The 22,195-nt window shown below is 63.2% G+C and carries 23 protein-coding genes; all 23 read left to right on the plus strand.

Annotated features, from left to right (window positions below; all coding sequences use genetic code 11):
* The first annotated feature begins 336 nt into the window (after window positions 1-336).
* The 23 genes from fabD (at window position 337) to nuoL (ending at window position 22,195) form a co-directional block, all read left to right on the plus strand.
* Window positions 337-1,281 (plus strand): ACP S-malonyltransferase, encoded by a 945-nt coding sequence (fabD, locus tag ACZ6WW_RS05155; protein ID WP_465273253.1) that lies wholly within the window; start codon window positions 337-339, stop codon window positions 1,279-1,281.
* Window positions 1,282-1,327: 46 nt separating this feature from the next.
* Window positions 1,328-2,071 (plus strand): 3-oxoacyl-ACP reductase FabG, encoded by a 744-nt coding sequence (fabG, locus tag ACZ6WW_RS05160; protein WP_281848371.1) that lies wholly within the window; start codon window positions 1,328-1,330, stop codon window positions 2,069-2,071.
* A 271-nt stretch (window positions 2,072-2,342) separates the two neighbouring features.
* Window positions 2,343-2,582, plus strand: coding sequence for an acyl carrier protein (acpP, locus tag ACZ6WW_RS05165; protein WP_281848372.1), 240 nt, complete (start codon window positions 2,343-2,345; stop codon window positions 2,580-2,582).
* A 222-nt stretch (window positions 2,583-2,804) separates the two neighbouring features.
* On the plus strand, window positions 2,805-4,043 hold the full coding sequence (gene fabF, locus ACZ6WW_RS05170; RefSeq protein WP_281848373.1) for a beta-ketoacyl-ACP synthase II: 1,239 nt from the start codon (window positions 2,805-2,807) through the stop codon (window positions 4,041-4,043).
* Between the two features lie 17 nt (window positions 4,044-4,060).
* Window positions 4,061-5,395, plus strand: a complete 1,335-nt coding sequence (locus tag ACZ6WW_RS05175; RefSeq protein ID WP_465273254.1) for an aminodeoxychorismate synthase component I — start codon at window positions 4,061-4,063, stop codon at window positions 5,393-5,395.
* Window positions 5,395-6,225, plus strand: coding sequence for an aminodeoxychorismate lyase (gene pabC, locus ACZ6WW_RS05180; RefSeq protein WP_465273255.1), 831 nt, complete (start codon window positions 5,395-5,397; stop codon window positions 6,223-6,225). Before ACZ6WW_RS05175 ends, pabC begins: the two co-directional genes overlap by 1 nt.
* Window positions 6,222-7,259 (plus strand): endolytic transglycosylase MltG, encoded by a 1,038-nt coding sequence (gene mltG, locus ACZ6WW_RS05185; protein ID WP_281848375.1) that lies wholly within the window; start codon window positions 6,222-6,224, stop codon window positions 7,257-7,259. The genes pabC and mltG overlap by 4 nt, the downstream gene beginning before the upstream one ends.
* Window positions 7,256-7,888, plus strand: a complete 633-nt coding sequence (gene tmk, locus ACZ6WW_RS05190; RefSeq protein WP_281848376.1) for a dTMP kinase — start codon at window positions 7,256-7,258, stop codon at window positions 7,886-7,888. The genes mltG and tmk overlap by 4 nt, the downstream gene beginning before the upstream one ends.
* The gene (holB, locus tag ACZ6WW_RS05195) at window positions 7,885-8,820 is read left to right on the plus strand and encodes a DNA polymerase III subunit delta' (protein WP_465273256.1); all 936 of its coding nucleotides are present in this window, start codon (window positions 7,885-7,887) and stop codon (window positions 8,818-8,820) included. Before tmk ends, holB begins: the two co-directional genes overlap by 4 nt.
* Window positions 8,821-8,828: 8 nt before the next feature.
* Window positions 8,829-9,755, plus strand: coding sequence for a PIG-L deacetylase family protein (locus ACZ6WW_RS05200; protein WP_465273257.1), 927 nt, complete (start codon window positions 8,829-8,831; stop codon window positions 9,753-9,755).
* A 79-nt stretch (window positions 9,756-9,834) separates the two neighbouring features.
* Window positions 9,835-10,191, plus strand: coding sequence for a PilZ domain-containing protein (locus ACZ6WW_RS05205; protein ID WP_281848379.1), 357 nt, complete (start codon window positions 9,835-9,837; stop codon window positions 10,189-10,191).
* Between the two features lie 377 nt (window positions 10,192-10,568).
* On the plus strand, window positions 10,569-10,925 hold the full coding sequence (locus ACZ6WW_RS05210) for an NADH-quinone oxidoreductase subunit A (protein WP_281852894.1): 357 nt from the start codon (window positions 10,569-10,571) through the stop codon (window positions 10,923-10,925).
* Window positions 10,916-11,473: a NuoB/complex I 20 kDa subunit family protein gene (locus tag ACZ6WW_RS05215; protein ID WP_281848380.1), complete on the plus strand. Its 558-nt coding sequence runs from the start codon at window positions 10,916-10,918 to the stop codon at window positions 11,471-11,473. The genes ACZ6WW_RS05210 and ACZ6WW_RS05215 overlap by 10 nt, the downstream gene beginning before the upstream one ends.
* A gap of 13 nt (window positions 11,474-11,486) precedes the next feature.
* Complete coding sequence (locus ACZ6WW_RS05220; protein ID WP_465273258.1) at window positions 11,487-12,215, plus strand: NADH-quinone oxidoreductase subunit C; 729 nt, start codon at window positions 11,487-11,489, stop codon at window positions 12,213-12,215.
* 2 nt (window positions 12,216-12,217) lie between these two features.
* A complete protein-coding gene (locus ACZ6WW_RS05225; RefSeq protein ID WP_281848382.1) occupies window positions 12,218-13,471 on the plus strand; it encodes an NADH-quinone oxidoreductase subunit D in 1,254 nt (417 codons plus the stop codon).
* A gap of 19 nt (window positions 13,472-13,490) precedes the next feature.
* Window positions 13,491-14,018, plus strand: coding sequence for an NADH-quinone oxidoreductase subunit NuoE (nuoE, locus tag ACZ6WW_RS05230; RefSeq protein ID WP_281848383.1), 528 nt, complete (start codon window positions 13,491-13,493; stop codon window positions 14,016-14,018).
* An 11-nt stretch (window positions 14,019-14,029) separates the two neighbouring features.
* Window positions 14,030-15,340, plus strand: coding sequence for an NADH-quinone oxidoreductase subunit NuoF (gene nuoF, locus ACZ6WW_RS05235; protein ID WP_465273259.1), 1,311 nt, complete (start codon window positions 14,030-14,032; stop codon window positions 15,338-15,340).
* Window positions 15,337-17,661, plus strand: a complete 2,325-nt coding sequence (gene nuoG, locus ACZ6WW_RS05240) for an NADH-quinone oxidoreductase subunit NuoG (RefSeq protein ID WP_465273260.1) — start codon at window positions 15,337-15,339, stop codon at window positions 17,659-17,661. The genes nuoF and nuoG overlap by 4 nt, the downstream gene beginning before the upstream one ends.
* Before the next feature lie 3 nt (window positions 17,662-17,664).
* Window positions 17,665-18,690 (plus strand): NADH-quinone oxidoreductase subunit NuoH, encoded by a 1,026-nt coding sequence (gene nuoH / locus ACZ6WW_RS05245; RefSeq protein WP_281848386.1) that lies wholly within the window; start codon window positions 17,665-17,667, stop codon window positions 18,688-18,690.
* A gap of 7 nt (window positions 18,691-18,697) precedes the next feature.
* Window positions 18,698-19,189, plus strand: coding sequence for an NADH-quinone oxidoreductase subunit NuoI (gene nuoI / locus ACZ6WW_RS05250; RefSeq protein ID WP_281848387.1), 492 nt, complete (start codon window positions 18,698-18,700; stop codon window positions 19,187-19,189).
* Window positions 19,190-19,201: 12 nt separating this feature from the next.
* Window positions 19,202-19,849, plus strand: coding sequence for an NADH-quinone oxidoreductase subunit J (locus ACZ6WW_RS05255; RefSeq protein WP_281848388.1), 648 nt, complete (start codon window positions 19,202-19,204; stop codon window positions 19,847-19,849).
* The gene (nuoK, locus tag ACZ6WW_RS05260; protein ID WP_281848389.1) at window positions 19,846-20,151 is read left to right on the plus strand and encodes an NADH-quinone oxidoreductase subunit NuoK; all 306 of its coding nucleotides are present in this window, start codon (window positions 19,846-19,848) and stop codon (window positions 20,149-20,151) included. The genes ACZ6WW_RS05255 and nuoK overlap by 4 nt, the downstream gene beginning before the upstream one ends.
* A gap of 4 nt (window positions 20,152-20,155) precedes the next feature.
* Window positions 20,156-22,195, plus strand: coding sequence for an NADH-quinone oxidoreductase subunit L (gene nuoL, locus ACZ6WW_RS05265; protein ID WP_465273261.1), 2,040 nt, complete (start codon window positions 20,156-20,158; stop codon window positions 22,193-22,195).

Here is a 22,195-nt window from a genome sequence, read left to right on the forward strand (position 1 = left end):
GCATTTTTCTTGGACGGCCACGCAAGATTTGCGTGGCCGTTTTGTTTGGAGAAAGCCTGCCGTTGCCAACGACTCCGGGGGGCCCCTCGTAACCTTTCCTATCCGTCGTCCCGGCGAAGGCCGGGACCCAGTGCCTTACGCTTCAACGTGCGAAAGACGCTGGGCCCCGGCCTTCGCCGAGGCGACGATGAAAACTGAGGCACAAATCCCGCCGCTTTTGAGCGGGTATTTTGATTTTCGCGCCGTCACTACCCACCCACATGCCCCCAAACAGCTGCGTACGGAGCCCATAACTGGCACCATTCCGCTTTTGGTACCCCGGACGCTTCCTACTCCATGACTCCATCTGCCTCGCTCGCTTTCGTTTTCCCCGGCCAGGGTTCGCAATCGGTCGGCATGCTGGCCGAACTGGCCGCCGCACACGGCGACGTCAAAGCCGCGTTCGATGAAGCCTCGCAGGGCGCGGGCGTCGACCTGTGGACAATGAGCCAGCAGGGGCCCGAGGAGCAGCTCAACAGCACGCAGAACACCCAGCCGGCGTTGCTGGCGGCCAGCGTCGCTGTTTGGCGCGTCTGGCAGAAAGTCGGCGGCGCACAGCCGGCGCAGATGTCCGGTCACAGCCTGGGCGAATACAGCGCCCTGGTTTGCGCGGGTGCCTTGTCATTGCATGATGCGGCCGCCCTGGTTGCCGAGCGCGGCCGCCTGATGCAGGCCGCGGTGCCCGCAGGCGTCGGCGCGATGGCGGCGATTCTCGGTGGCGACGATGCACAGATTGCCGCCGTGTGCGAAGAAGTGGCGCAGGGGCAGGTGGTGGCGCCGGCCAATTTCAATTCGCCCGGTCAGCTGGTGATTGCAGGGCATGCCGAAGCGGTCGATCGTGCCTTGGCCCGCCTGGCCGAGCTCGGCGTGAAGAAGGCGGTCAAGCTGGCCGTGTCGGTGCCGTCGCATTGCGCGCTGATGCGCGATGCGGCCGAGAAGCTCGACGAGCTCATGGCCTCCATTGCATGGCAGCTGCCGGTGATTCCGGTTGTGCAGAACGCGGTGGCCAAGTCCTTCGATACGATTGCCGATATCCGCGGCGCGTTGCAGCAACAGCTCTATATGCCGGTGCGCTGGACCGAATGCGTGCAGGCGCTGGTGGCTGGTGGTGCGACTCGCATCGTCGAGGCAGGCCCGGGCAAGGTGCTCGCCGGTTTGATCAAGCGTATCGACAAGAGCGTCGAAGCCCGCGCTATCGGAACTCCTGCCGATCTCGACGCCGTACGTGCCGAATGGTCGTGAGCGTCGCTTCGAAATTTTGCTATCCGATGCATAAGGAATCCTGAGCATGAGTCATTCTTTGCAGGGCGAAATCGCTCTGGTCACCGGCGCCAGCCGTGGTATCGGCGCTGCGATCGCCGATGAACTGGCCCAGCGCGGCGCGACCGTGATCGGTACGGCGACCAGCGAGTCGGGTGCTGCGGCTATCGGTGAGCGGCTGGCGGCACACGGCGGTTCGGGTCGCGTTTTAAACGTGACCGACAGTGCGCAGGTCGAGGGCTTGATCGATGCGATCGCCAAGGAGTTCGGGCCGGTCTCGATCCTGGTCAACAATGCCGGCATCACGCGCGATCAGCTCCTGCTGCGCATGAAGGACGAGGATTGGCAGGCCATTCTCGATACCAATCTCACCTCGGTTTACCGCACCTCCAAGGCGGTGCTGCGCGGCATGATGAAGGCACGCAAGGGCCGCATCATCTCGATCGCCTCGGTGATCGGCCTGACTGGCAACCCGGGCCAGGCCAACTATGCCGCGGCCAAAGCCGGCATCATCGCGTTCTCCAAGTCGCTGGCGCGCGAGATCGGTACGCGCGGGATCACCGTGAACGTGGTGGCGCCGGGCTTTATCGATACCGACATGACGCGCGCGCTGCCGGAGGAGTCCAAGCAGGCTCTGCTGGGTCAGATCGCCCTGGGCCGCCTGGGCGAGTCGAACGATATTGCGCAGGCGGTGGCGTTTCTCGCGTCCCCGGCGGCGGCCTATATCACCGGCGAGACGCTACATGTCAATGGCGGCATGTACATGCCCTGATAGTGAAATTTGGAGGCCAGGCCTTGAAGCCTGGCCCGGGCGTGCCCATACAGGCTCGCGTCTCAGCGTATTGGGATATTTTTCGGCAGTTGTCGCCAGCGGGCGATTTTTAGGCGACAATTAGCCTTTCGCGTCGGCCCGATGGGTCGACACATAAAACCGCGCCGGCGGACCGTGGCGGCCAACAGGCTTAGCCATTACAATCCGCCGGCCTTGCCGGTCGGAAGGCCGGTTCAAGACAAGCAACTACTCCTTGGGAGGTATTGGCAACATGAGCACCATCGAAGAACGCGTCAAGAAAATCGTCGTCGAGCAGCTGGGCGTGAAAGAAGATGAAGTCACGGCGAACTCCTCGTTCGTGGACGATCTGGGCGCGGATTCGCTGGACACCGTGGAACTGGTGATGGCTCTCGAGGAAGAGTTCGAGACCGAGATTCCGGACGAAGAAGCCGAGAAGATCACCACGGTGCAGCAGGCCACTGATTACATCAAGGCCCATACCAAGGACTGATCGTGACGAGGCGGGCATGCGCTTATCGCCTTGCCTGCCGACGAAAGCGATATCGAAAGCTGCGCCATATCGGCGCAGTTTTCGTTTCTGCAATAAGCAACGTCCGACCCCGTATGGTCGCCTTGTATAGGCCTGTGAGGGCCTCAAGGTATCGGACGGCGTGGCTGCAATCGATGCGGTAGTTTGCGACGGCGGCCGCGGAACCCCAAAGGGAAAGATCAGATGAGCAAACGACGTGTGGTAGTAACCGGCATGGGCATCATTTCGCCGGTTGGCAACGACCTCGCCAGCGCCTGGGACAACATCCTCAAGGGTGTCAGCGGTATCGGTGAAGTCACCCATTTCGACGCGACCGCCTATGCCACGCGCATTGCCGGTCAGGTCCGCGATTTCAACCCAGGCGACTGGATTGCGCCCAAGGACATCAAGAAGATGGATCCGTTCATCCACTACGGCATCGCCGCGGGCACGCAAGCCCTGCGCGATTCCGGTCTGGAAGTGACGGAAGAAAATGCACCGCGCATCGGCGTGGCGGTGGCGGCTGGTATCGGCGGCCTGCATACCATCGAACATACATCGATCGAACTGCATGAAAAGGGCCCGCGTCGCGTGTCGCCGTTCTTCGTGCCCAGTTCGATCATCAACATGGTCTCGGGCCATCTGTCGATCATGTACGGCCTGAAGGGGCCGAACATCGCCTGCGTCACGGCTTGCACCACGGCCACGCACAATATCGGGCTGGCCATGCGCATGATCCAGTACGGCGATGCCGACGTCATGGTGGCCGGTGGCGCTGAATTCGCCACCACCGGCACGGCGATGGCGGGCTTCTGCTCGGCCAAGGCCATGTCTACCCGCAACGACGCGCCGACCAAGGCCAGCCGTCCGTGGGACAAGGATCGCGACGGCTTCGTGCTGTCCGACGGCGCCGGCGTGCTGGTGCTGGAGGAATACGAACACGCCAAGGCACGCGGCGCGAAGATCTACGCCGAGCTGGTCGGCTTCGGCATGAGCGGCGATGCGTATCACATCACCGCGCCGAGCGAAGGCGGCGAGGGTGCGGCACGCTCGATGGAGGCTGCCCTGAAGGACGGCGCGCTGAACCCGACCGATGTGCACTACGTCAACGCGCACGGCACCTCGACGCCGCTGGGCGACCTGGGTGAAGTGCTCGCGGCCAAGCGCGTGTTCGGCGATTACGCGTACAAGCTGCCAGTCAGCTCGACCAAGTCGATGACCGGTCATCTGCTCGGTGCGGCCGGCGGCGTGGAAGCGATCTTCAGCATCCTGGCACTGCGTGACCAGGTGTTGCCGCCGACGATCAATCTCGACGAGCCGGGCGAAGGCTGCGATCTCGATTTCGTGCCGAACACGGCACGCGAAGCGAAGGTCGACGTGGTGATCTCCAATTCGTTCGGTTTTGGCGGCACCAACGGCACCTTGGCGTTCCGTCGCGTCTGATTGGCGTGACCATATCGGTGCGTTACCTTGCCGGCCGGCGCGATCTGCTCGCGCCGGCCGCGCTGTTTCCGGAGCGTTATCCTTGCCTGCTTGAAAGCGTGGTCCGCGGTACGCCGCAGTCGCGCTATGACCTGCTGTTCGCGTTTCCACGCGCAAGCCTGACCTTGCATGCCGATGGGCGCGTGCTCGATGACGCGGGCGTCCTGCAGCCCGGCGGTTTTCTCGATGCCCTCGATCGCGCGTGGCAAGCCGAGCGCACGGACGGGTGCGCCGACGAGCTGCCGTTTCATGGCGGTTGGGTGGTGATGCTGGCCTATGAGCTGGCCGCGGAAATCGAGCCGAGACTGAAGTTGCGCCGACACGACGTTCTGCCGGTGGCGCTGGCCTTGCGCTGCCCGGCGGCGATCGTTGTCGACCATCTGCGGGACCGTACGATACTGGTGGCGGAAGAGGGCAGCGAAGCGCTGCTCGATCAGCTCGAAGCGGATCTGGCTTCGCAGTGGGCGGCGCAGGCCTTGCCGGAGCCAACGGCTATCGATGAAGACGCGCCCACGCTTTTCCTCGATGGTGTCGAACGCATTCACCAGCATTTGCGCGACGGCGATATTTTCCAGGTCAATCTGTCGCGTGCATGGCGCATGTCTTATGCCCAGCCGCCCAGGCCTGCCGACGTCTATGCGGCCTTGCGCCAGGCCAATCCCGCGCCGTTTGCCGGCCTGTTGCAGCATGGTGGCTGGGCGATCGCCAGCTCCTCACCCGAGCGGCTGGTCGAAGCGCGCAAAGGCATGGCGCAGACGCGTCCCATCGCCGGTACCCGACCACGTGTGGCGGGCGACGACGAACTCGCGCGGATCCGCGAATTGAGCACGCATCCGAAGGAGCGCGCCGAGCACGTCATGCTGATCGATCTGGAGCGTAACGACCTGGGACGGGTCTGCGTGCCGGGTACGGTCGAGGTCGACGAGCTGATGGTGGTGGAGAGTTATGCCCACGTTCATCACATCGTGTCCAATGTGCGAGGTCGCCTGCGCACCGGAGTGACGCCAGGCGAGGTGATCCGTGCGACCTTTCCGGGCGGTACGATCACCGGTTGCCCGAAGGTGCGCTGCATGGAAATCATCGCTGCGCTGGAGGACGCACCCCGCGGCGCCTATACCGGCGCGCTGGGCTATATCGATCGCAACGGTGACCTCGATTTGAACATCTTGATCCGCACGCTGACGCAGTCCGCCGGACAGATCAGTCTGCGAGCCGGCGCCGGGATCGTGACCGATTCGGTGGCAGCCGCCGAGCTGGAAGAAACCCGCGCCAAGGCACGCGGCCTGTTGCGTGCACTCGGGGCTGCCGGTTGATGTCGACCACGCCGGTTCGCCTGCTGCTGGATGGCAAGGCGGAAGCTGCGGTGTCTCCGCTCGACCGAGGCCTGCTTTACGGCGACGGCCTGTTCGAAACGGTCCGCTTTGCCGCCAGCAGCGCGCCTCTGTGGGCGCGGCATATGCAGCGGCTGCAGCACGGCTGCAAACGGCTTCATCTGCCAGCCATCGACGCCGAACAGTTGGAAAGCGAAGCGTTGAGCGTGATCGACGGCATGCCCGAGGCCGTGGTGCGTATCACGATCACGCGCGGCATCGGCGAGCGTGGATACCGCTTGCCTGCCCATCCGCAGCCGACGCGCCTGGTGGCCGCATTTGCGCCGCCGCCATCGCCGCCTGAGGACTATCGCGATGGCGTGGTGGCACGACTGTGTACGCTGCGGCTGGCCTCGCAGCCACTGCTGGCAGGCCTGAAGCATCTCAATCGACTGGAACAGGTGCTGGCGCGTGCCGAATGGGACGACCCGGCAGTGTTCGAAGGACTGCTTTGCGACGAAGCCGGTCGAGTGATTTCGGCCACCATGGCCAATCTGTTTGCGGTCATCGACGGCGTCCTGGTGACGCCGGCACTCGACCGCTGTGGCGTGGCGGGTGTCGCGCGCGCTGAAATCCTGGCCAGAGGGGGCGTGCAAGTGCGCGATTTGCCGCTCGATTTACTCTGGCAGGCCCAAGAGCTCTTTCTCAGTTCCAGCGTACGCGGCATTCTTCCGCTTCGGACGGTGGGCGAAACGGCCTTTGCCCCCGGTCCACACACCCGTGCCTTGCAACAGCATTGGCGCGATCTGGGTTTTTCAGGAAGCCAAGCATGAGCCGTAGCAAGCAATCCGGTGGCGCGCTGTTCCGCGTCGTGGTGGTCATCGTCCTGTTGGCGATCGCCGCCGGAATCGCCTATGGCTGGTTCGACTTCGCGCGTTTCAGCCGTACGCCGCTCACCCTCACCACCACCAATCAAAGTATCGATATCGGCCGTGGCAGCAGCTTCAAGGACATCGTCGGCGAACTGCGCCAGCGCGGCTTTACCCAGGCATCGCCGCTTTACTGGCGACTGCTGGCCGAGCAGATGCGTGTGGCTGGCAAGCTGCATGCGGGCGAATATGCCCTGAGCGGCGGCATGACGCCGCGCGACCTGCTGACCAATATGGCGGCCGGCAAGGTGTTGCAGCGCTACTTCACCATCGTCGACGGCTGGAATTTCCGCGAGCTGCGCCAGGCGCTGACGCATGCGGATCGTTTGCGACAGGATGGTGCGGTGCTTGACGACAAGGCATTGATGGAGAAGATCGGCAGCGCGGGCGAAGAGCCCGAAGGTCGTTTTCTGCCTGAGACCTATGCCTATGTGAAGGGCGATAGCGATCTGGACGTTCTCAAGCGTGCGCATGCGGCCATGAGCAAGGCGCTCGACGCAGCGTGGCAGGGCCGCGACAAGGACCTGCCGCTGGCGACGCCTTACGACGCGCTGATTCTCGCGTCGATCGTGGAGAAGGAAACCGGTCGTGCCGACGAGCGCCCGCGCATTGCCGGCGTATTCGTGCGCCGCCTGCAGATGCATATGTTGCTGCAGACCGATCCCACGGTGATCTATGGCATGGGCGACAGCTACGCCGGCAACATCCACAAGTCGGATCTGACCACTGACACCCCATACAACACGTATACGCGCCAGGGCCTGCCGCCGACGCCGATCGCCATGCCCGGCAAGCCGGCATTGCAGGCGGCGACGCATCCGCTCAAAGGCAGCGAGCTTTATTTCGTGGCGCGTGGCGATGGCAGCCATGTGTTCTCATCGACCCTGGACGAGCACAATCGCAACGTCGCCTGCTACCAGTTGAAGCGCTGCTCATGACACGCGGACGATTCATTTCACTCGAAGGTGGCGAGGGCGCCGGCAAGAGCACCTTGCTGGCAGGTCTGCGCGACTACTTCGTGCAGCATGGCGTGGAACTCGTACAGACGCGCGAGCCGGGCGGTACGCCGCTGGGTGAAGCGGTGCGCGCCATCGTGCTCGATCCGGCCAAGCGTGGTATTGCGCCCGAAGCCGAGCTGCTGCTGATGTTCGCCGCGCGCGCGCAGCTGGTGCGCGAGCTGATCGAGCCTGCGCTGGCGGCCGGTCAATGGGTGCTGTGTGACCGCTTTACCGATGCCAGCTACGCCTATCAAGGCGGTGGCCGCGGTCAGCCGCGCGAACGCATCGAAACCCTGGAGCATTGGGCCACCGAAGGCTTGAAGCCCGATCTCACCCTGTTGCTCGATCTACCCGTCGAGACCGGCCGCGCGCGCGCTGCCGGACGCGGTGAGGCCGATCGCATCGAAAGCGAAGCCGATGCCTTCTTCGAGCGCGTGCGCAGCACCTATCGGGAGTTGGCCAGGCAGGAGCCGCGGCGTTTTCGCGTTATCGATGCCAGCCAGTCGGTCGATGGCGTACTGCGTTCGGCGATCGACGCGGTCGCACCCCTGCTGGAGCAACACGTATGAGCGCGATGCCGTGGCACGACGAACACTGGCAACGGCTGCAGGCACGCAGGGAACGCGGGGCGATGCCGCATGCGCTGTTGCTGACCGGACCGGCGGCACTGGGCAAGCGCGCTTTCATGTTGCGTCTGGTGCGTGGGCTGTTGTGCCCGCAGGCGCGCGACGGCGACGCCTGTGGAGAGTGCCGCAGCTGCCTGCTGTTCGCGGCTGGCACGCATCCGGACTACGTCAGCTTGAGCTACGGGCTGCGCAAGGATGGTGTGCAGCGTAGCGAGATCGTGGTGGATCAGGTGCGTGAGCTGTCGGCACGCCTGTCCATGGCCAGTCAGTTTGGTGGCTGGCAGATCGCCAGCATCGATCCGGCCGACGCCATGAATGCCGCCGCGGCCAACGCCTTGCTCAAGACCCTGGAAGAGCCGTCGGCCCAGACCATGTTGTTGCTGGTGGCCGATGCTCCCTGGCGTCTGCCGCAAACGATACGCAGCCGTTGCCAGCGCATCGAGTTTCAGCTGCCGCCGCGTGAGGAAGCCCTCGCATGGTTGCAGGCGCAGGGCGTCAAGGATGCCGTGGCCGCGTTGGATGCTGCCAACGGCAATCCCGGTCTTGCACGGCAATGGTCGGAAGAGGGTGCATTGGCCCGTCGCCAGGAAGTACGCAAGGATCTGGCGGCACTGGCTGGTGGTCGCGGCGAAACGATGGAGGTCGTCCGTCGCTGGCTCGACAACGAGCCGGAACAGCGTTTGTGGTTTGCCGCCCAGGCCGCGGCCGACGAGGCGCGCGCCAAGGCCGGTGCGGTCGCCGGCCCTTGTGCCAGCGGACTGGACAGCGAAGGTCTGGATGACTGGTACATGGCGGCCAACCGTACGCGTGAGTCCTTGCGTGGCCCATTGCGCGGCGATCTGCTGCTGCTGGAACTGCTGGCTCGTTGGCGCTGATCGGCTCCATGCTGCCCATCCCCGACAAGCAGACTCGCTTGCTGGTGATCGCACCGCATCCGGATGACGAGACGATCGGGGCCGGCGGCCTGTTGCAGCAGGTTCGCGAGGCGGGCGGCGAAGTACGTATCTGGCTGCTGACCGATGGCGACAACAACCCATGGCCGCAGCGCTGGCTGGAGCGTCGCCTGTGGATCGGTGCCGCCGAACGCGAGCGCTGGGGCCGTCGTCGGCGTAACGAAGTCGCGCAGGCTCTGGCCGCGCTCGGCATCGCACCGGAGCAGCTGGAAGGCTTCAGTTGGCCCGACATGGGGCTGACCGGTCGGCTCAAGGGCCAGTTCGCCGCCATGCTCGACCTGCTCGAGGTACGTCTGCGCGCGTGGTGTCCGAATCTGGTGGTATTGCCCGACCTGGGCGATCGCCATCCTGACCATGGCGCTGCGCACGTTCTTGCGCGGCTCGCCATGGCACGCGAATCGCTGACGCCGATCCTGTTGACCTACCTCGTCCATGGTGGGGCCATGGCTGGCGCCGGGGAGATCCTGAAGATCGGTCCTGTGCATCAGGACGCCAAACGCCAGGCGATGGAGGCGCATGCCAGCCAGACCGCACTGAGCGGTACGCGCATGCGCCAGCTGGTCGAACGCCCCGAGGCATTTACCCGCGTCGAGATCGGGCGTGGCAGTCCGTCGTCATATAGGTTGCCGTGGCAGCCGGCTCCTTGGCTGAAACCTTTGCTGCGCCTGACATTGGCCAGCCCGTCAGGCGTACGCAGCTGGTCCTGGCGTCGTGCCCCGCTCATCGAACAGGGGCAGGGTCAGGTCATGCTGTCGTCCGAAGTCGTCGCGACGGCGGGGCCGCACTTCGTGAAATTGCATATGGATCTGCCATCGCCCTGGATTTTCGATGTCTGGGGCTGGCACGAAATCTCCTGACGTTGCCAAGCAAGACGCACCGAAGCTGTGCCGGCTGCGTTAGGATGCCGCCTAAGTCATTCGTGCCGCAGGGGCAGACATGAATCCCGCCGTCAACGCTCGCCAGGGCATTATTTCCTTGAAGATCAAGGATGCCGCTGCGCTCTATAACGCGTACATGCCTTTCCTGAAGAACGGCGGGCTGTTTGCGCCCACGGCGCAGCGTTATGCCTTGGGCGACGAGGTGGTGCTGCTGGTCAATCTGACCGACGAAGGGGAGCGGCTTTCTGTCGCAGGCAAAGTGGTATGGGTGTCCCCGGTTGGCGCGCAGGGTAACCGCACGGCCGGCATCGGCGTGCAGTTCAACGAATCACCCGACGGCGAAGCGGCACGTACCCGTATCGAGAACCTGTTGGCCGGCGTGACGGCATCCGAGCGCCCGACTCACACGATGTAACGCATCAGGCTGGAGCCCAGCAGGGCTTCTGGCTGACGAATCGTGTGTTGAGGCCGTCTTGCTATCGCCCCCGATGTGGCGATGCAAAAAAAGATAGCCGCGTTTGCTTTCTTTCCTGACGGCAAATTTCATCGACAAATCAACGCAGCCGGGCCTTCGGGCGAGCTGCGGTGCACACATTCCCTGTTCCCCATCCCCCATTCCCACTCCAAAGTGTCTTGTCGTCGCTGAACGCACTGATACAATGTGCCGATTGTATGAATTGAATCGAGTCAAACCGACCCCCTGGGCCTGGTAAACGCTTGATCCGAGTTGCTTCCGAACCGTTCCCCAACGGTCCGCTGATGCGCCTTCGAGGCGCGGAGGTACGTTCCATCGTGCTTGCCGAATACTGGCCCATTCTGCTTTTTATCGCCGTCGCCACGGGCCTAGGCCTGGTGCTGCTGGTCATTGGCCTCCTGGCCGGCCCACGTCGTCCGGAGTCGCACAAGCTCTCGCCGTACGAGTGCGGTTTCGAAGCCTTCGAAGATGCGCGCATGCGTTTCGACGTTCGCTACTACCTGCTGGCCATCCTTTTCATCATCTTCGATCTTGAAGTCGCCTTCCTGTTCCCCTGGGCGGTGGTGTTCGACAAGATCGGCCTGATCGCGTTGGTCGAGATGGCGCTGTTCCTGGTGCTGTTGGTGGTCGGTTTCGCTTACGTGTGGAAGAAGGGAGCACTGGAATGGGAGTGATCTCTTCCCTCGACCGGGTGATGCACAACCCGCAGCCGTTGAACCTGGTCGACGACATTCTGCGTCCGGCCGGCGACAACCCGATCGTGCAGCGCGGCTTTGCCACCACCAGCGTCGATGCGCTGATGAACTGGGCGCGCACCGGCTCGATGTGGCCGATGACCTTCGGTCTGGCCTGCTGCGCCGTCGAAATGATGCACGCCGGCGCGGCGCGCCTGGATCTGGACCGCTACGGCGTGATCTTCCGCCCGAGTCCGCGCCAGTCCGACGTGATGATCGTGGCTGGCACCCTGGTCAACAAGATGGCCCCCGCGTTGCGCAAGGTTTACGACCAGATGCCCGACCCGAAGTGGGTGATCTCCATGGGCAGCTGCGCCAACGGCGGCGGCTATTACCACTATTCGTATTCCGTGGTGCGCGGTTGCGACCGCATCGTGCCGGTGGATATCTACGTGCCGGGCTGCCCGCCGACGGCCGAGGCACTGATCCACGGGATTCTGCAGTTGCAGAAGAAGATTCGTCGCACCAGCACCATCGCGCGTTCCTGAGAGCTGTCTGGCCATGACTGATACGCAATCGAACTCGCTGGTCGAGCGCCTTGCCGCGCGATTCGGCGATCTGCTGGCGGTAACCGTCGCCCGCAACGAAGTCACCGCCGAGCTGGCGGCATCCGACCTGATCGCCGTTGCCACCGCGCTGCGCGACGAAGCCCCGTTCCGCTTTTCCGAAGCGGTCGACGTCTGTGGCGTCGACTACCTCGGCTACGGCCAGACCGAATGGGATACCCAGACCATTTCCGGCACCGGTTTCTCGCGTGGCGTAGAAGGCGAGGCCATGGGTCGCTTCACCTGGGCCGACCGCCCGCGTGACGTCGAGCAGCCGCGCCGTTTCGCCGCCGTGATTCATCTGCTGTCGATCGAGCACAACCAGCGCCTGCGTCTGCGTGTCTTCTGCGAAGACGACAGCCTGCCGGTGGTGCCGTCGCTGACCGGCATCTGGCCGGGCGTGAACTGGTTCGAGCGCGAGGCGTTCGACCTTTACGGCATCATTTTCGAAGGCCATCCGGACCTGCGCCGCATCCTGACCGACTACGGTTTTGTCGGCCATCCGTTCCGCAAGGACTTCCCGCTGATCGGCAACGTCGAAGTACGTTACGACCCCGAGCAGAAGCGCGTTGTCTACGAACCCGTGTCGATCGAACCGCGCGTGCTGGTGCCGCGCGTGATCCGTGACGACGCCGACCTCACGCAGGCCAAGGCCGAAGCCGCCGACAACTGGCGGGAGAATTGAGCATGCAGGAAATTCGCAATTACACGATGAACTTCGGCCCGCAGCATCCGGCCGCACACGGTGTGCTGCGCCTGGTGCTGGAGATGGACGGCGAAACCATCGTCCGTGCCGATCCGCACGTCGGTCTGCTTCATCGCGGCACCGAAAAGCTGGCCGAGTCCAAGCCGTTCAACCAGTCGATCGGCTACATGGACCGTCTCGACTACGTGTCGATGATGTGCAACGAGCACGCCTACGTCATGGCGATCGAGAACCTGCTCGGTATCCAGGCACCGGAACGTGCGCAGTACATCCGTACGATGTTCGACGAGATCACCCGCATCCTGAACCACCTGATGTGGATCGGCTCCAACGCGCTCGACCTGGGTGCGATGGCGGTGTTCCTCTACGCGTTCCGCGAACGCGAAGAGCTGATGGACGTCTATGAGGCCGTATCGGGCGCGCGCATGCACGCGACCTATTACCGTCCTGGCGGCGTCTATCGCGATCTGCCGGGTCACATGTCGCAGTACCGCGAGTCGCCCTGGCACAAGGGTAATGATCTGAAGCGCCTGAACAGCTGGCGCGAAGGTTCGATGCTCGACTTCCTCGATGCGTTCACCAACGATTTCCCGGCGCGCGTCGACGAATACGAAGAACTGCTGACCAATAATCGTATCTGGAAGCAGCGTACCGTCGGCATCGGCGTGATCTCGCCGGAGCTGGCCCAGCAGTGGGGCATGACCGGTGCGATGCTGCGCGGCTCGGGCGTGGCCTGGGATCTGCGCAAGAAGCAGCCCTACGCCAAGTACGCGCAGATGGATTTCGATATCCCGGTCGGCGTCAACGGCGATTGCTACGACCGCTACCTGGTGCGCGTGGAAGAAATGCGCCAGTCCAACCGCATCATCAAGCAGTGCGTGCAGTGGCTGCGTGCCAACCCCGGCCCGGTGATGCTGAAGAACTTCAAGGTCTCGCCGCCGTCGCGCGAGGAAATGAAGGAGGACATGGAAGCCCTCATTCATCACTTCAAACTGTTTACCGAAGGCTATGGCGTGCCGGCCGGCGAAACCTATGCAGCGGTCGAGGCGCCCAAGGGCGAGTTCGGTTGCTACCTGGTTTCCGACGGCGCCAACAAGCCGTTCCGCGTGCATTTGCGCGCACCGGGTTTTGCCCATCTGTCGTCGATCGATCCCATCGTGAGTGGCCACATGCTGGCCGACGTGGTGGCGATGATCGGCACCTATGACCTCGTGTTCGGCGAAGTCGATCGCTGAGCCGACGGGAGCATATGCAATGAAAGCCACCGGAAATTACGAGCAGGTCAAGAACGTCGATCCGCTCGTCGTACTGAACGACCATACCCGCCATCACATCGATGAGTGGGTGGCCAAGTTCCCGCCCGATCGCAAGCGCTCGGCGGTGATCCAATCGCTGTTTGCCGCGCAGGAGCAGAACAACGGCTTCCTGACCGACGAGCTGATCAATGCCGTCGCCAAATACCTGGACCTGCCGCCCGTGTGGGCATACGAGGTCGCCAGCTTCTATTCGATGCTGGAAACCAAGCCGGTCGGTCGCAACAACGTGGCGATCTGCACCAATGTCTCGTGCTGGTTGAACGGCGCCGAAGACCTGGTGCGTCATTGCGAGAAGAAACTCGGTATCAAGCTCGGCGAAAGCACCGCCGATGGCCGCGTCTATCTCAAGCGCGAAGAAGAATGCATTGCTGCGTGCGCCTGCGCACCGGCGATGACCGTCAATGGTCACTACCACGAGCGTCTCACGACTGAAAAAGTCGACGAGATTCTCGACGGTTTGAAGTAAGGGCTTCGGCAATGGCATACGGTCCGGCACCCAAAGAACATCAGGTCGTCTATACCACGCTTCATTTCGAGAAGCCGTGGGCGATGGAAAGCTACGTCCAGGTTGGTGGCTACGAAGCGTGGAAGAAAATTCTCGCCGAGAAGCCCGACCCGACCACGCTGATCGACGAGATCAAGAAGAGCAACCTGCGCGGCCGTGGCGGCGCGGGTTTCCCGACCGGCTTGAAGTGGTCCTTCATGCCCAAGGGCGACATGCAGAAGTACATCCTCTGCAACTCCGACGAATCGGAGCCGGGCACCTGCAAGGATCGCGACATCCTGCGCTTCAACCCGCATGCGGTGATCGAAGGCATGGCGATTGCGTGCTACTGCACCGGTTCGACCGCGGCCTATAACTACCTGCGCGGCGAGTTCCATCACGAGCCGTACGAGCATCTCGAAGAGGCGCTCAAAGAGGCGTACGCCGCGGGCCTGCTGGGCAAGAACATCCAGGGCACCGGCATCAATATCGACATCTATAACGCGCTCGGCGCCGGCGCCTACATCTGCGGTGAAGAAACCGCCTTGATGGAGTCGCTCGAAGGCAAGAAGGGCCAGCCGCGCTTCAAGCCGCCGTTCCCGGCCAACTTCGGCCTGTATGGCAAGCCGTCGACGATCAACAACACCGAAACCTATGCCTCGGTTCCCTCGATCCTGCGCAAGGGCGCGGACTGGTTCCTGGCGCAGAGCAAGACCAAGAACGGCGGGCCGAAGGTTTTCTCGGTCTCCGGTTGCGTGCAGAAGGGCGGCAACTTCGAAGTGCCGCTCGGCACCACCTTCGACGAACTGCTGGAAATGGCTGGCGGACTGCGTCCGGGCCGTACCTTGAAGGGTGCGATTCCTGGCGGTGTGTCGATGCCGGTGCTGACTGCCGAGCAGTTGAAGGGCCTGCCGATGGATTACGACACGCTGCGTGATCTCAAGACCGGCCTGGGCTCGGGCGCGATCGTGGTGCTGGACGACACCGTCTGCACGGTGCGCTTCACCCGTCGCATCTCGCAGTTCTTCTACAAGGAATCGTGCGGCCAGTGCACGCCGTGCCGCGAAGGCACCGGCTGGATGAATCGCGTGCTGACGCGCATCGTCGACGGGCAGGGCACGATGGACGACCTGCATCGCCTGAAGGCTATCGCCGGCCAGATCGAAGGCCACACCATCTGCGCCTTCGGCGAAGCCGCTGCTTGGCCGGTGCAGGGTTTCCTGCGCCAGTTCTGGCATGAATTCGAGTACTACATCGTCAATGGTCGCTCGATCGTCGACGACAAGATCGGAGCTGCTGCATGAGCGCCCAACCCACCGCCGCCGTTTCCGATCTGCTGAACATCGAGATCGACGGCAAGCCCACGCAGATTCGCAAGGGCGCGATGATCATCGAAGCGGCCGACGCCATTGGCGTCGCGATTCCGCGTTTCTGCTATCACCGCAAGCTGCCGATCGCCGCCAACTGCCGCATGTGCCTGGTCGAAGTGGAAATGGGCGGCAAGCCCATGCCCAAGCCGCAGCCGGCCTGCGCCACTCCGGTGGCTGAAGGCATGAAGGTGCAGACCCGTTCGGCCACCGCGCTGAAGTATCAGCGCGACGTGATGGAATTCCTGCTGATCAACCATCCGCTCGATTGCCCAATCTGCGATCAGGGCGGCGAGTGCGAACTGCAGGACGTCTCGCTTGGCTACGGCCGTGGCGTGTCGCGTTACACCGAGCGCAAGCGCACCATCGCCGATGAAAACATCGGGCCGCTGGTCGCTACCGAAATGACCCGCTGCATCCAGTGCACGCGCTGCGTGCGCTTCACCAGCGAGATCGCCGGCACCTACGAACTCGGCGGCATGAGCCGCGGCGACAACCTGCAGATCGGCACCTATATCGGCAAGACGCTGGAAACCGAGCTGTCGGGCAACATCATCGACGTCTGCCCGGTCGGCGCGCTGACCAACAAGCCGTTCCAGTTCCAGGCGCGCGCCTGGGAGCTGGTCGCCAAGCCGTCGGTGGCCTACCACGACGCACTCGGTTCCAACCTGTGGTTGCACACGCGCCGCGGCGAAGTGCTGCGTACCGTGCCGCGCGACAACGAAGCGGTCAACGAATGCTGGTTGTCCGACCGCGACCGCTACAGCCATCAGGGCATGTATGTCGAAGACCGTCTGCGCGCACCGCAGGTGAAGCGCAACGGCCAGTGGACCGCGACCACCTGGGAAGACGCGCTTGCCGTCGCCGCCGAAGCCTTGAAGAAGGTGCCGGGCAGTGAGTTGGGCATGCTGGTTCACCCGGCCACATCGAACGAGGAAGGCGATCTGCTGATGCGTCTGGCGCGTGGCCTGGGCAGCGCCCATGTCGATCATCGCCTGCGTCAGCAGGACTTTGCCGACAATGCCGTCGCGCAGACGTTCGCTACGCCGGTGGCTTCGCTGGACAAGGTCAAGGCCGTACTGCTGGTCGGCTCGGATCTGCGTCACGAACTGCCGCTGGTCAATCATCGCGTGCATCAGGCGGTGAAGAAGGGCGCCAAGGTCTTCGCGGTCAATCCGGCCGAATTCGATTTCAACTATCCGCTGGCCCATGAAGCCGTGGTCGCGCCGCAGCATCTGGTCGATGCGTTGCTGGCGGTGGCCAAGGCTGCCGCAGAAGGCGGCGCGACGTTGCCGTCGTTCGCGACGGACGCCGCCGCGAACGTGGAAGTGACCGACAAGGCACGCGCTGCGATTGCCGCGCTGAAGTCCGGCCATGCTGCCGTGATCGTGGGCGAAGCCGCCGTCACGCATCCGCAGGCTTCGTGGCTGCGCGCGATTGCGCGCTTCATCGCCGACGCCACGGGCGCCGGTTACAACGAACTTCCGGTCGGTGCGAATGCGATCGGTCTCGCCCGCGTCGGCGTGCTGCCGGCCAATGGCGGGCTCGATGCGCAGGCGATGCTGGCGCAGCCGCGCAAGGCTTATGTCTTGTACGGCGTCGAGCCGCCGCACGATTTCGCCGATGGCACCGCGGTGCTCAAGGCCTTGCATGCCGCCGAACAGGTTGTCGCATTCAGCGCTTACGCCAGCCCCGTGCTGCGCGATGTCGCCGACGTGATCCTGCCGATCGGCCTGCTACCGGAAATCGATGCGACCCTGGTCAACGTCGACGGCATGGTGCAGAGCGTGGGTGCCGGTTCGCAGGCACCGGGCGATGCGCGTCCGGGCTGGAAGGTGCTGCGTGCACTGGGTGGCCTGTTGAAGGTGGCCAGCTTCGAGTTCGACGATCTGGCCGGTCTGCGTGAAGGCGTCACCGAGCGCGCGCACACCGCGCGTGGCGAGGTTGCCGCACGCCAGGCATTCAACGGTCTGAGCCGCCTGGCTACCTGGCCGATCTACCGTACCGACGCGGTGCTTCGTCGCGCCAAGGCACTGGGCGAGCATCCGCTCAACCGCGCACCGGCCATTCGCCTGAGCGCGGCTGAAGCGCAGCGCCAGAGCCTGGCCGATGGCGGCAAGGCAACCATCGCGGGCGTGACCCTGCCGGTGGCGATCGACAGCACGGTGCCCGATGGCACGGTGTGGATCGAGGCCGCGCACAACGACACCGCCACGCTGCCGCCGTACGGCGCGGCCATCACCTTGAGCAAGGCGTAAACCATGGAGCAGATCCTCAACCAGCTGGTTTGGCCGTTGGTCTACATCATTTGCATCGTGCTGCCCCTGATCATCGGCGTGGCGATGTTCGTGTACTGGGAGCGCAAGGTCATCGGCTGGATGCACGTGCGCATGGGACCGAACAAGATCGGTCCGCTGGGCTTGCTGCAGGCCTTCGCCGACGTGGTCAAGCTGCTGATCAAGGAAGTGATCCTTCCGACCAGCGCGAACAAGTTCCTGTACTACCTCGCACCCTTGCTGGCGCTGATTCCCGCGCTGGCCGCGTGGGCGGTGATTCCGTTCAGCGAGAAAATGGTGCTGGCCAACGTCAATGCAGGTGTGCTCTATCTGCTGGCGATGACCTCGCTGGGTGTGTACGGCATCATCCTGGCCGGTTGGGCATCCAACTCGCGCTACGCGCTGCTCGGTGCGATGCGTTCGGCCGCGCAGGTCATCTCCTATGAACTGGCGATGGGCCTGTGTCTGGTCTGCGTGCTGGTGCTCGCCGGTAGCTTGAACCTGACCGACATCGTGCATGCGCAGACCGGTCACAAGGGTGTCTTCGACTGGTTCATGTGGCCGCTGCTGCCGGTCTTCATCATCTATTTCATCTCGGGCGTTGCCGAGACCAACCGCGCGCCGTTCGACGTGGCCGAAGGCGAGTCGGAAATCGTCGCCGGTTTCCACGTGGAATACTCCGGTTCGGCGTTTGCGATCTTCTTCCTGGCCGAATACGCCAACATGATCCTGGTCAGCTTTCTGGCGGCCACCTTGTTCATGGGCGGCTGGCTGTCGCCGTTCCCGACCTCGTGGGGTTTCATCGGGCAGGGCGGCTTCCTCTGGCTGTTCATCAAGGCCTTCGTGTTCGCCTTCATGTTCCTGTGGTTCCGCGCCAGCTTCCCGCGTTACCGCTATGACCAGATCATGCGTCTGGGCTGGAAGGTCTTTATCCCCATCACGATCGTATGGGTCCTGGTAGCCGGCTGCATGAAGTATTTCGGCTGGGTCAGCATCGGCACGGGAGCTTAAAAAAGCCATGTCTCGCGTAACTCACTATTTCAAGAGCCTCCTGCTCATCGAGCTGCTGAAGGGCATGGCGCTGACCATGCGCTACATGTTCAGCCCGAAGTACACGATGCGCTACCCGATGGAGCACATCCCCAAGTCGAACCGCTTCCGCGGTCTGCATGCGCTGCGTCGTTATCCCAACGGCGAAGAGCGCTGCATCGCGTGCAAGCTGTGCGAGGCGGTGTGCCCGGCCCTGGCGATTACCATCGACTCGGCGCCGCGCCCGGGTGACGGCCAGCGCCGCACCACGCGTTACGACATCGATCTTTTCAAGTGCATCTTCTGCGGCTTCTGCGAGGAGAGCTGCCCGGTCGACTCGATCGTGGAAACGCACGTGCACGAATATCACTTCGAGCATCGGGGCGAGAACGTGGTGACCAAGCCGCAGCTGCTCGCCATCGGCGACCGCTTCGAGAAGGACATCGCAGCAGCTCGCGCGCAAGACGCCGCGTATCGCTGAGGACGGGACATCATGATCGATCCGCAACTGTTCCAACTCATCTGCTTCTACGCTTTCGGCGCGGTGACCATCATCGCGGCGCTGGGTGTGATCACCCTGAAAAATACAGTGCACGCGGTGCTGTCGCTGGTGCTGACCTTTTTCAGCACGGCCTGCATCTGGCTGCTGGCCGAAGCGGAGTTCCTCGCCATCGCCCTGATCGTCGTCTACGTCGGCGCGGTGATGGTTCTGTTCCTGTTCGTGGTGATGATGCTGGACATCGACAAGGAAAATGTCCGCGAGGGCTTCATTAAGTTCCTGCCGGTGGGCATCATCGTGGCCCTGGTCATGCTGGGCGAGATGCTGGCGCTGATCGGCGTGCGTGCGATGCACGCCCAGGTGATGGGCGCCAATCCCGCCACCGCGGCCGGTCTTTCCAATACCGAATGGCTGGGCAAGGCGTTGTACACGCAGTTTCTGCTGCCGTTCGAAATCGCCGCGTTGATTCTTACCGTCGGCGTGGTCGCTGCGGTGGCCCTGACCTTGCGCCATCGTGGTGGCGTGCGCCATCAGACGGCGCTTCAGCAGGTCAGCATCAACCCGCGTGACCGCGTGCGCCTGATCAAGATGGCGGCCGAACAGCCGGCCGCGACGTCGCCGCAACAGGAGTCCACCCCATGATCACGCTTTCGCATTTCATCGTGCTGGGTGCGGTGCTGTTCTGCATCGCGGTGGCCAGCCTGTTCATCAACCGCAAGAACGTCATCGTGTTGCTGATGTCGATCGAGCTGATGCTGCTGGCGGTGAACATCAACTTCGTCGCGTTCTCGCGCTTCATCGGCGATCCGGCGGGGCAGGTGTTCGTGTTTTTCATTCTCACGGTGGCCGCGGCGGAAACCGCGATCGGCCTGGCGATCCTGGTCCTGCTGTTCCGCAATCGCAGCACGATCAATATCGCCGAAATCGACAGCATGAAGGGTTGAGTCGATGCAACTGTCTACCTCCATTCTGCTGGTCATCGCGCTCGCGCCGCTGGTCGGCTGCCTGCTTGCCGGCTTTCTTGGCCGCTTCATAGGCCGCGCCGGTTCGCATACCGCGACCATCCTGGGCGTGGCCGTCTCGTGCGCACTGTCGATGTACGTGCTGTATCAGATGTGCACCGGTGCCGAGATCTACAACCACAACATTTACACCTGGTTCGAGATCGGCAAGTTCAGCGCCAGCGTCGGCTTCATGATCGACAAGCTGTCGGCCATGATGATGGTCGTCGTCACCTTCGTGTCGCTGCTGGTGCATATCTACACCATCGGCTACATGGCCGACGATGACGGTTACCAGCGCTTCTTCAGCTACATCTCGCTGTTCACCTTCTCGATGTTGATGCTCGTGATGAGCAACAACTTCATGCAGCTTTTCTTCGGCTGGGAAGCGGTGGGCCTGGTCTCGTACCTGCTGATCGGTTTCTGGTTCAAGCGTCCGACGGCGATTTTCGCCAACCTGAAGGCCTTCCTGGTCAACCGCGTGGGCGACTTCGGCTTCCTGCTGGGTATCGCGGCGATCCTGTATTTCCTGGGTACGCTGGACTACGCGACGGCCTTCAGCAGTGCGGACAGCCTGATCGGCCGGACCTTGCATATCACCGCCAATACGCAGTGGGATGCCGCCACGGTGATCAGCATCCTGCTGTTCATCGGTGCGATGGGTAAATCCGCCCAGGTGCCGCTGCATGTGTGGCTGCCCGACTCGATGGAAGGCCCGACCCCGATCTCCGCGCTGATCCATGCGGCGACGATGGTGACCGCCGGCATCTTCATGGTCGCGCGCATGTCGCCGATCTTCGAACTGTCCGAGTCGGCACTGAGCTTCGTGATGATCATTGGCGCCACCGGCGCGTTGTTCACCGGCCTGATCGGTATCGTGCAGAACGACATCAAGCGCGTGGTGGCATATTCGACACTGTCGCAGCTGGGCTATATGACGGTCGCGCTCGGCGTGTCGGCCTATGCCGGCGCGGTGTTCCACCTGATGACCCATGCCTTCTTCAAGGCGCTGCTGTTCCTGGGCGCGGGTTCGGTGATCATCGCCATGCACCACGAGCAGGACATGCGCTACATGGGCGGCCTGCGCAAGTACATGAAGATCACCTGGATCACCATGTGGATCGGTTCGCTGGCCTTGTGCGGCGTGCCGTTCTTCGCAGGCTTCTACTCGAAGGACGCGATCATCGAGGCCGTGCACGAATCGCATCGCTGGGGTTCGAGCTACGCGTATTTCTGCGTGTTGATCGGTGCCTTTGTCACGGCGCTCTACACCTTCCGCCAGATGTACCTGACCTTCCACGGCAAGGAGCGCTTCACGGTCGTCTCCGACCATGGTCACGGTCACCACGACGCGCACGACGATCATCATGACGACCACGGTCATCACGAACCGGGCGTGCTGCACCATGCGCCGAAGGAGTCGCCGTGGGTGGTGACTCTGCCGCTGATCTTGCTGGCGATTCCCTCGATGGTCATCGGCGCCATTGCCGCCAAGCCCATGCTGTTCGACGGCTGGTTCGGCAGTGCCATCCGCCTGCACGAAGGCAACAACGTGCTGGAGAAGGTGGGCGAGGAGTTCCATAGCTGGTGGCAGGCCGGATTGAGTGGCTTTACGCAGCCGCCGTTCTGGCTGGTGGCTGCCGCTTTCGCCATCACTACGTACATCTATTTGTTCAATCCCAAGCTGGCCGGTAGCATCAAGTCGGCACTCAAGCCGCTGTGGACCGTGCTGGATCGCAAGTACTGGATCGACAATGTGTACTTCGCCGTGTTCGCCAAGGGTGGCGTGGCGCTGGGACGTGCATTGTGGAAGGGCGGCGATACCGCGGTGATCGATGGCGTCCTGGTCGATGGCTCCGCCTCGCTGGTGCAGCGCATTGCCTCGATCGCTCGCCGTCTGCAGTCCGGTTATCTCTATCACTACGCCTTCGCGATGATTCTCGGCCTGATCCTGCTGCTTGGCGGGTACTGGCTGGTCGGGCAATAA

The organism is Dyella sp. NPDC103356 (assembly GCF_055584465.1).